The organism is Synechococcus sp. R6-10, assembly GCF_047461815.1.
Taxonomy (GTDB): Bacteria; Cyanobacteriota; Cyanobacteriia; order Thermostichales; family Thermostichaceae; genus Thermostichus.
In genome coordinates this window covers 1-1,854 of the sequence record NZ_JANSHW010000196.1, presented here as the reverse complement: position 1 = coordinate 1,854, position 1,854 = coordinate 1, and the positions used below count along the sequence as shown (strand labels likewise).

The following is a 1,854-nucleotide window of genomic DNA, read 5'->3' as shown; positions in this document are numbered from 1 at the left end:
CCTGTGTTTTCTATTGTATCAGGGAACTGTATAGCAGATAACGAACTCTAGGGGAGAAGGGCCTGGAACCAACCGACGATCACCTGCCAAACCTGTTCTAGAAGGGCAAAGGGATCCTGCAACTCCTGCAGCACCTGCCGCGGGCCAATTCTAAAGACCACGTACAACACGGCCAAGATGATTACAATCCCCACCGTTGTCCAGATGGCCTCTCGAACCACCCGCACCCAAAAAACCAGCATAAAAATGGCGATGGCTACAGCGGCAACCAGCGGCAATGTGTCCAGTACCATCGGATCCCACCTCGTTTGGCTCAGATGTTTCAGATTTAACTCCACTGTAGCCAGCTTGAACTGAAAACAGGTGTTCGTAGATGTCCGTTGACAAGGGATCTCCTCTCGTAAAATGGGATCACCTCGAGATAACCCCTCTTTAGCTGGGCTAGACCTATGGACATCATCACCCTTGGCTGGATTGCCGTCCCCACCTTCTTCGTTCTTTCCATTGCCCTGGTGGTCTGGGGGCGCAACGGCATGTAATTTGTCATGCCTGGATTGAGCCTCACATCCATCTTGCATTCATCTTGTTGTTCCTGCCGCCGATATTGACGGGGTTACCCCCGCTCACACCATGGAAACCGATCTTCCCTTGGTCGCCCGCATCGCCTACGGAAGCATCTTTTTGCTGTTGACAGCCGTAACCCTGGGCGTTGGCTACATTACCTTCATCGACTGGCGGGATCGGCGGCGACGCAACGAAGTTGAGCGCAAAGCCCGTCGCTCCAAGCGCTAGCGCCGCTGTTGGGCCTGCTCAGGTCAGTCTTCAACCCAACTCAGGGTGGGGATGGCCAGGTAAGGCAGGGGATCCTGGGGTTGCAGTTGAGAAAGATGCCGCAGGATGCTCTGGTTGGCCTGCCACAGGGCTTGCACATCCCATCCAGCGTAGGTGGGCAGAAAGTCCGCCAGCTTGCGGTTAGCTTCCCCCAGCAGGATCATGCAGCCACGGCGATTGTCGTTCTGCAGGTGATAGTAGGCCACTGCCGTCTGCAATAGACCCTGGTAAAAACGCCGCTCTGGATCCACTGCTTCCATCCACAGGGCCTCTAGGGTGTCGTGGCAGGCGTAAAATTCCCCCCGGTTAAACTGCTCGGCGGCCAAACGCAACGCTTCTGAGTGGGCATTGCTCATGTGGCTAGGCACAGGCCAGGGGTGAGGTCTGCACAGGCAGGGATCCCTGCGGCAACACCAGGGTAAAGCAGGTTTTGCCTTGAGAACTCTCCACCGAGACGCTGCCCCCCAGCCGCTGCATCCACTGCTTGACCAAAGCCAGGCCCAGGCCGGTGCCGCCCCGCTTCCAGGGATCCCCGCTGGGGATGCGGTAGAACTTCTCGAAGATGCGCTCCTGCTCGGCAGGGGGAATTTCCACCCCCTCGTTGATCACCCGGATTTCCACCTGCTGCGGGCCAGAGCGCTGCGCCGTTACCCAGATGCTGCACCCTGGGGGAGTATACTTGCAGGCGTTGTTGACCAGCTCCTGCACCACCCGCTCCAGGCCGCCCCGATCGGTGAGCACCTTGCCCACATTTGGCGCAATCTGCCACTGCAACCGTTGCTGGTTGGCCTGGGCCCGCTGTAGAAACGGCTCCAGCACGCTGGGCAGCCAGGTTGCCAGCGGCACTTCTTCCAGATGGAGCGTTTTGGATCCCTGCTCCAACCGCTGCAGATCCAGCAGGTCGTTCACCAATTCCGCCTCCCGCTCACACTCCTGCTCCAAAATCTTGAGATATTGCTCTCGTTTTTGGGGGGCGCGGGCGGTTTTCAGCAGTTGGATGGCCATCTTCATGTTGGTGATGGG

5 protein-coding genes are annotated in these 1,854 nt (G+C 58.0%); 2 read left to right on the top strand and 3 right to left on the bottom strand.

What is annotated here, in order from left to right; translation table 11 throughout:
• Positions 1–47: 47 nt before the first annotated feature.
• The gene (locus NW837_RS06220) at positions 48–293 is read right to left on the bottom strand and encodes a hypothetical protein (protein ID WP_414329888.1); all 246 of its coding nucleotides are present in this window, start codon (positions 291–293) and stop codon (positions 48–50) included.
• 156 nt (positions 294–449) lie between these two features.
• On the opposite strand from NW837_RS06220, the gene NW837_RS06215 reads away from it, so the two are divergent.
• Both NW837_RS06215 and NW837_RS06210 read left to right on the top strand, forming a co-directional pair.
• Positions 450–539 carry a cytochrome b6-f complex subunit PetN gene (locus tag NW837_RS06215; RefSeq protein WP_244349857.1) on the top strand — a complete coding sequence of 30 codons (90 nt, stop codon included), beginning with the start codon at positions 450–452 and terminating at the stop codon, positions 537–539.
• A gap of 91 nt (positions 540–630) precedes the next feature.
• Complete coding sequence (locus NW837_RS06210) at positions 631–792, top strand: hypothetical protein (protein ID WP_011434030.1); 162 nt, start codon at positions 631–633, stop codon at positions 790–792.
• Between the two features lie 23 nt (positions 793–815).
• Here the strand turns inward: NW837_RS06210 and NW837_RS06205 are convergent, their stop codons facing one another.
• Positions 816–1,187, bottom strand: a complete 372-nt coding sequence (locus tag NW837_RS06205) for a DUF309 domain-containing protein (RefSeq protein ID WP_414329886.1) — start codon at positions 1,185–1,187, stop codon at positions 816–818.
• 4 nt (positions 1,188–1,191) lie between these two features.
• Positions 1,192–1,854: sensor histidine kinase (locus tag NW837_RS06200; protein ID WP_414329885.1), on the bottom strand; the 663-nt coding region annotated here is incomplete at its 5' end.

Coding starts and splice junctions, on each gene's coding strand:
- NW837_RS06220 (WP_414329888.1), bottom strand. CDS start 293: ATGGTACTGGACACATTGCCGCTGGTTGCCGCTGTAGCCATCGCCATT.
- NW837_RS06215 (WP_244349857.1), top strand. CDS start 450: ATGGACATCATCACCCTTGGCTGGATTGCCGTCCCCACCTTCTTCGTT.
- NW837_RS06210 (WP_011434030.1), top strand. CDS start 631: ATGGAAACCGATCTTCCCTTGGTCGCCCGCATCGCCTACGGAAGCATC.
- NW837_RS06205 (WP_414329886.1), bottom strand. CDS start 1,187: ATGAGCAATGCCCACTCAGAAGCGTTGCGTTTGGCCGCCGAGCAGTTT.